Here is a 5,952-nt window from a genome sequence, read left to right on the forward strand (position 1 = left end):
CCAGCAACCGCCCGCTGGCCGGCGCACCCGTGGCGTCGAACAGCATCGCCACCGTTCCTTCGACCACCTCGGCATGCACCTTCGGCTCGTCGTTGAACCACAGCACCAGCTGGTCGCGGTGCACTTCGATGTTGTCCAGGCGAGCAGGCTCGGGATTGGTCAGGCGGCCGATCATCAGGCCGATCAGCAGGCCGAACAGGGCCAGCGAGCCCAAGACCCGTGGCCACAGTTGCGAACGCTCGCTCGGATCAGGAGTAGAATGCTGCCCGTCCTTCAGTTCGGTGCCGCGCATGTTTCACGTGATCCTTTTTCAACCAGAGATTCCACCCAATACGGGCAACATTATCAGGCTGTGTGCCAACAGCGGTTGTGCCCTGCACCTGATAGAGCCGATCGGCTTCGAGCTGGACGACAAGCGCTTGCGTCGGGCCGGCCTGGATTATCACGAATATGCCACGCTGCAGCGCCATGCCGATCTGGCCAGTTGCCTGGAAAGCCTGGGGCAGCCACGGGTGTTCGCGTTCACCACCAAGGGTTCGCGGCCGTTTCATGATGCCAGCTTCGAGAAGGGCGATGCGTTCCTGTTCGGTCCGGAAAGCCGTGGGCTGCCGGCCGAGGTGCTGGACGCGCTGGACAGCCAGCACAAGTTGCGCCTGCCGATGCGCGAGGGGTGCCGCAGTTTGAATCTGTCCAATACGGTGGCGGTGGCTGTCTATGAAGCCTGGCGACAGTTGGGGTTTGAGTAGGGCCTGAGGGCCTCTTCGCGGGCAGAGGGCTCGCGAAAGAGGCAGCACGCACACACAAAAAAGCGCCCCGAAAGGCGCTTTTTGTTCACAGCACGGCCATGCTTACTGGGCCGAAGGCGCTTCGCCCGATTCCTGCATGCGTTGCAGTTCCTGCGCGTAGAGCATGTCGAAGTTCACCGGAGCGAGCATCAGCGCCGGGAACGAACCGCGGGTTACCAGGCTGTCCAGGGTCTCGCGGGCATACGGGAACAGGATGTTGGGGCAGAAAGCACCCAGGGTGTGGCTCATCGAGCCTTCGTCCAGACCCTTGATCAGAAAGATACCGGCCTGTTGCACTTCGGCGATGAACGCCACTTCTTCGCCGTTCTTGACCGTGACCGACAGGGTCAGCACGACTTCGTGGAAGTCGCCTTCCAGGCCTTTCTGGCGGGTGTTCAGGTCCAGGGAAACGCTGGGTTCCCACTGCTGGCGGAAGATCGCCGGGCTTTTCGGGGCTTCGAACGACAGGTCACGCACGTAGATGCGCTGCAGCGAGAACTGCGGTTCGTTTTCGGCGGCAGCGCCATTGTTCGCTTGATCGGTCATCGCTGATCCTTGTGATCTTCAGAGGTGTGGGGGTAAAGGGGACCGAATCAGGCCCCCAGCAACGCGTCCAGTTTGCCGGCGCGCTCGAGGGCGAACAGGTCGTCGCAGCCGCCGACGTGCAAGTCGCCGATCCAGATCTGTGGCACCGAGGTGCGGCCGGCCTTGGCGGCCATTTCGCGGCGCAGCTCGGACTTGCCGTCGACCTTGATCTCGGTGAACTTCGCTTTCTTGCTTTCCAGCAGGTACTTGGCGCGCGAGCAGTAGGGGCAATAGTCACTGGAGTAGACGACGATCGGCTTCATGTCACTTCACCACGGGCAGGTTGTCGGCACGCCAGCTCGATACGCCACCGGCCAGTTTGGCGGCGGTGTGGCCGGCCTTGACCAGCTCGGCACAGGCAGTGCCGGCGTGCTGGCCGATGGCGTCGACCACGATCAGGGTCTTGCCCTTGTACTTCTCCAGCTCGCCGACGCGGCTGGCCAGCTTGTCCTGAGGAATGCTCAAGGCACCGACGATGTGGCCGGCGGCGTATTCCTTCTTGTTGCGGATGTCCACGACCACGCCCTGCTCGCTGTTGACCAGCGCAGTCAGCTCGCGGGGGCTGAGGCTTTTGGCACCCTTGCTCATTTCCAGCATGATCAGCATGACCAGCAGGACCACGAACGCGGTCACGAGCAGATAGTGATTTGTGGCGAATTCAATCAGGTGAGCAACCATCAGCGGGTTCCAGGGCGTTAAAATGTCGGCCAGTATACACAGCCGCCAAGTCCGGCCAAAGCCCGCCGGACGGAACCGCTCGGCCTCATTGCGGGTCTGTGCTTGTTGTTCTTGCGTCCGCGATGAAATAAACCGCCATGATTCGTCACACAGCCCCGCAATGCCCTAAAATGCCGGGCTTCTCCTGAATGCTCTTCTGACATAGCGAGTGGGATCCATGACAACCACGCCCAAACCCCTGGTCCTGATCATCCTCGATGGTTTCGGTCACAGCGAAAACCACGAGTACAACGCGGTCTATTCGGCTCGCAAGCCGGTGCTCGATGCACTCACGGCAAGCCAGCCCAACGGCTTGATCTCGGGCTCGGGCATGGATGTCGGCCTGCCCGACGGGCAGATGGGCAACTCGGAAGTCGGCCACATGAACCTGGGCGCCGGGCGTGTGGTGTATCAGGACTTCACTCGCGTGACCAAGGCCATCCGCGATGGCGAGTTCTTCACCAACCCCACCATCTGCGCGGCCGTGGACAAGGCCGTCGCAGCCGGCAAGGCGGTGCACTTCATGGGTCTGCTGTCCGACGGTGGCGTGCACAGCCATCAGGACCACCTGGTCGCCATGGCCGAGCTGGCCGCCGGTCGCGGCGCGCAGAAGCTCTACCTGCATGCTTTCCTCGACGGCCGCGACACACCGCCCAAGAGCGCGCAGGCCTCGCTGGAACTGATGGACGCGACCTTCGCCCGTCTCGGCCACGGCCGCACCGCCAGCCTGATCGGGCGTTACTTCGCCATGGATCGCGACAACCGCTGGGATCGCGTCAGCGCCGCGTACAACCTGATCGTCGACGGCGCGTCGGAATTCCATGCCGCCACTGCCGTGCAGGGTTTGCAGGCCGCCTACGAGCGTGGCGAGAGCGACGAATTCGTCAAGGCCACCACGGTAGGCGAGCCCGTCCGTGTCGAAGACGGCGACGCCGTGATCTTCATGAACTTCCGCGCCGACCGCGCGCGCGAGCTCAGCCGCGTATTCGTCGAAGACGATTTCAACGATTTCCCACGCGCACGCCAGCCCAAGCTGGCCGGCTATGTCGGCCTGACCCAATACTCGGCGAAGATCCCGGCACCGGCGGCATTTGCCGCTACCGGCCTGAACAACGTGCTGGGCGAATACCTGGCGAAGAACGGCAAGACCCAGCTGCGCATCGCCGAAACCGAAAAGTACGCCCACGTGACGTTCTTCTTTTCCGGCGGCCGCGAAGAAGAGTTCGCCGGCGAAGAACGCATTCTGGTGCCTTCGCCGAAGGTTGCAACCTACGACCTGCAGCCGGAAATGAGCGCGCCGGAAGTGACCGACCGCATCGTCGAAGCGATCGAGCAGCAGCGCTATGACGTCATCGTGGTCAACTACGCGAACGGCGACATGGTTGGCCACAGCGGCATCATGGCCGCCGCGATCCAGGCGGTAGAGTGCCTGGACACCTGCGTAGGCCGTATCACCGCCGCACTCGACAAGGTCGGTGGCGAAGCGTTGATCACCGCCGACCACGGCAACTGCGAGCAGATGGAAGACGTCTGCACCGGTCAGGCACATACCGCGCACACCACCGAGCCGGTGCCGTTCATCTACGTCGGCAAGCGCGACGTCAAGGTTCGCGAAGGCGGCGTGCTGGCCGACGTGGCGCCGACCATGCTCTGGTTGATGGGCCTGCCCAAGCCCGAAGAAATGACCGGCACCTCGATCCTGGTACAAGGCTGACCCATGCTCCGCGCCCTGACGTTCCTGACCCTGACCTGCCTGCTCGGCCCGGCCTTCGCCGACGAGCGCGCGCAAACCCAGCAGCAGATCGATGCCACCCGCAAGGACATCGCCGAGCTGCAGAAAACCCTTGGCACGCTGCAGGCAGAAAGATCCGGGGTGCAGAAAGAGCTGCGCACGACCGAAACCGAGATGGGCAAGCTGGAAAAGCAGGTGGAGGCCCTGCAGAAAGAACTAAAAAAGACTGAGGGCGAGCTGGAGCGTCTCGATGGCGAGAAAGCCAAGCTCCAGGCCGCCCGGGTCGAACAGCAACGCCTCATTGCCATCCAGGCCCGTGCGGCCTACCAGAGCGGGCGCCAGGAATACCTCAAGCTTCTGCTCAACCAGCAGAACCCGGAGAAGTTCGCCCGCACCCTGACCTATTACGACTACCTGAGCCAGGCCCGCCTGGAACAGTTGAAACGCTTCAACCAGACCCTGCAGAAGCTGGCCGGTGTGGAAAAGGACATCAACCTGCAGCAGGCGCAGCTGTTGGTGCAGCAAGGCAACCTGGACAGCCAGCGCGAAGACCTCGACAAGGTGCGCAAGGAGCGCCAGGTCGCCCTGGCCAGGCTCAACGACCAGTACAAGCAAGGCGATCAGAAACTGCAAGCCCGCCAGCAGGATCAGGAAGACCTGGCCAAGGTGCTCAAGACCATCGAGGAAACCCTGGCTCGCCAGGCACGCGAGGCCGAGGAAGCGCGGCAGAAGGCCCTGCTCGCCGCTCAGGAGGCCGAGCAGCGTCGCCAGCGTGAGGCGGCTGCAGCCGCAGCCCGAGAGGCCCCGACACCCGCGCCCCAGGCGCCTCGTGCGCCGTCGGGCCCGATGGTGTCCAGCAGCGGCGAGAGCTTCGGCGGTGCATTTGCCTCCGCGCGGGGAAAACTTCCATGGCCTGTCGATGGTCGACTGTTGGCACGCTTCGGGGAAACCCGCGGTGACGACGTTCGTACCAAATGGGATGGGGTGATGATCAGTGCCTCGGCCGGCAGCCAGGTGCATGCGGTGCACAGTGGCCGTGTGGTCTTCGCCGACTGGTTGCGCGGCGCCGGGCTTCTGGTCATTCTCGACCATGGCAACGGTTACCTCAGCCTGTACGGTCACAACCAGACCCTGCTCAAATCGGCCGGCGACGTGGTCAAGGCCGGTGATGCCATCGCCACCGTAGGAACCAGCGGCGGGCAGAGCACGCCAGCGCTGTATTTTGCAATACGCCAGCAAGGCAAACCGACCGACCCTTCGCAGTGGTGTCGCGGTTGACTGGCGCAGTCGTTCAAAAGCAGCCCTCAAAGGCGCGAACCCGTATCAGGAGTCTGTTAGACATGCCGCATCTGTCCCGCCTTACCTCGCTGGCCCTGACGATCGCCGTGGCCACCGCCGCCCCTGCGGTGGTCGCCGCCGATCTGTCCCCCCAGCCCGCCCGGGCGGCGAGCGCGGCACCAGCCGCCGCGCCTTTGCCGCTGGACGAGCTGCGGACCTTCGCCGAGGTGATGGACCGCATCAAGGCGGCCTATGTCGAGCCGGTGGATGACAAGACCCTGCTGGAAAACGCCATCAAGGGCATGCTCAGCAACCTGGATCCCCACTCGGCCTACCTGGGCCCCGAGGACTTCCAGGAGCTGCAGGAAAGCACCAGCGGCGAGTTCGGCGGCCTGGGCATCGAAGTGGGCAGCGACAACGGCATGATCAAGGTGGTCTCGCCCATCGACGATACGCCAGCCTCCAAGGCCGGCATCGAGGCGGGCGACCTGATCGTCAAGATCAACAACCAGCCCACCCAGGGCCTGAGCATGACCGAGGCCGTCGACCTGATGCGCGGCAAGCTCGGCGAGAAGATCACCCTGACCTTGGTGCGCGACGGTGGCACGCCCTTCGACGTGACGCTTGCGCGCGCCACCATCCAGGTCAAGAGCGTCAAGGCGCAATTGCTGGAAAACGGCTATGGCTACCTGCGCATCACCCAGTTCCAGGTGAAAACCGGCGAAGAAGTCGGCAAGGCCCTGGCGAAACTGCGCAAGGACAACAACGGCAAGCTCAAGGGGCTGATCCTCGACCTGCGCAACAACCCAGGCGGCGTGCTGCAAAGCGCGGTGGAAGTGGCCGACCACTTCCTGA

Annotated in this window: 8 protein-coding genes; 4 read left to right on the forward strand and 4 right to left on the reverse strand. The window is 63.6% G+C overall.

The features are described 5' to 3' along the window. Positions 1-292 (reverse strand): hypothetical protein (locus B2V21_RS08650; protein WP_286916611.1); only part of this gene is annotated, 292 nt, incomplete at its 3' end. On the opposite strand from B2V21_RS08650, the gene trmL reads away from it, so the two are divergent. Continuing rightward, the gene (gene trmL, locus B2V21_RS08655; protein ID WP_049861718.1) at positions 291-746 is read left to right on the forward strand and encodes a tRNA (uridine(34)/cytosine(34)/5-carboxymethylaminomethyluridine(34)-2'-O)-methyltransferase TrmL; all 456 of its coding nucleotides are present in this window, start codon (positions 291-293) and stop codon (positions 744-746) included. The two genes, B2V21_RS08650 and trmL, sit on opposite strands and share 2 nt — an antisense overlap. A 102-nt stretch (positions 747-848) precedes the next feature. Here trmL and secB read toward each other — a convergent pair whose 3' ends face one another. From secB to B2V21_RS08670, 3 genes are read right to left on the reverse strand one after another with little or no spacing between them, the layout of a single operon-like run. Next, positions 849-1,331, reverse strand: a complete 483-nt coding sequence (gene secB, locus B2V21_RS08660) for a protein-export chaperone SecB (protein ID WP_049861717.1) — start codon at positions 1,329-1,331, stop codon at positions 849-851. 47 nt (positions 1,332-1,378) lie between these two features. Further along, entirely contained in the window at positions 1,379-1,633 is a 255-nt protein-coding gene (gene grxC / locus B2V21_RS08665; RefSeq protein WP_056844453.1) for a glutaredoxin 3, read from the reverse strand. A gap of 1 nt (position 1,634) precedes the next feature. Beyond that, positions 1,635-2,048 carry a rhodanese-like domain-containing protein gene (locus B2V21_RS08670; RefSeq protein WP_056844454.1) on the reverse strand — a complete coding sequence of 138 codons (414 nt, stop codon included), beginning with the start codon at positions 2,046-2,048 and terminating at the stop codon, positions 1,635-1,637. A gap of 217 nt (positions 2,049-2,265) precedes the next feature. Between B2V21_RS08670 and gpmI the strand changes: the two genes are divergently transcribed. From gpmI to B2V21_RS08685, 3 genes are all read left to right on the forward strand, one after another. Then, positions 2,266-3,801, forward strand: a complete 1,536-nt coding sequence (gene gpmI, locus B2V21_RS08675) for a 2,3-bisphosphoglycerate-independent phosphoglycerate mutase (protein WP_286916612.1) — start codon at positions 2,266-2,268, stop codon at positions 3,799-3,801. 3 nt (positions 3,802-3,804) lie between these two features. Next, on the forward strand, positions 3,805-5,097 hold the full coding sequence (locus B2V21_RS08680) for a murein hydrolase activator EnvC family protein (protein ID WP_286916613.1): 1,293 nt from the start codon (positions 3,805-3,807) through the stop codon (positions 5,095-5,097). A 62-nt stretch (positions 5,098-5,159) separates the two neighbouring features. Then, the coding region (locus B2V21_RS08685; RefSeq protein WP_286916614.1) for a S41 family peptidase at positions 5,160-5,952 on the forward strand (793 nt) is incomplete at its 3' end.

This window comes from Pseudomonas sp. UBA6276, from assembly GCF_002438365.1.
Classification (GTDB): domain Bacteria; phylum Pseudomonadota; class Gammaproteobacteria; order Pseudomonadales; family Pseudomonadaceae; genus Aquipseudomonas; species Aquipseudomonas coleopterorum.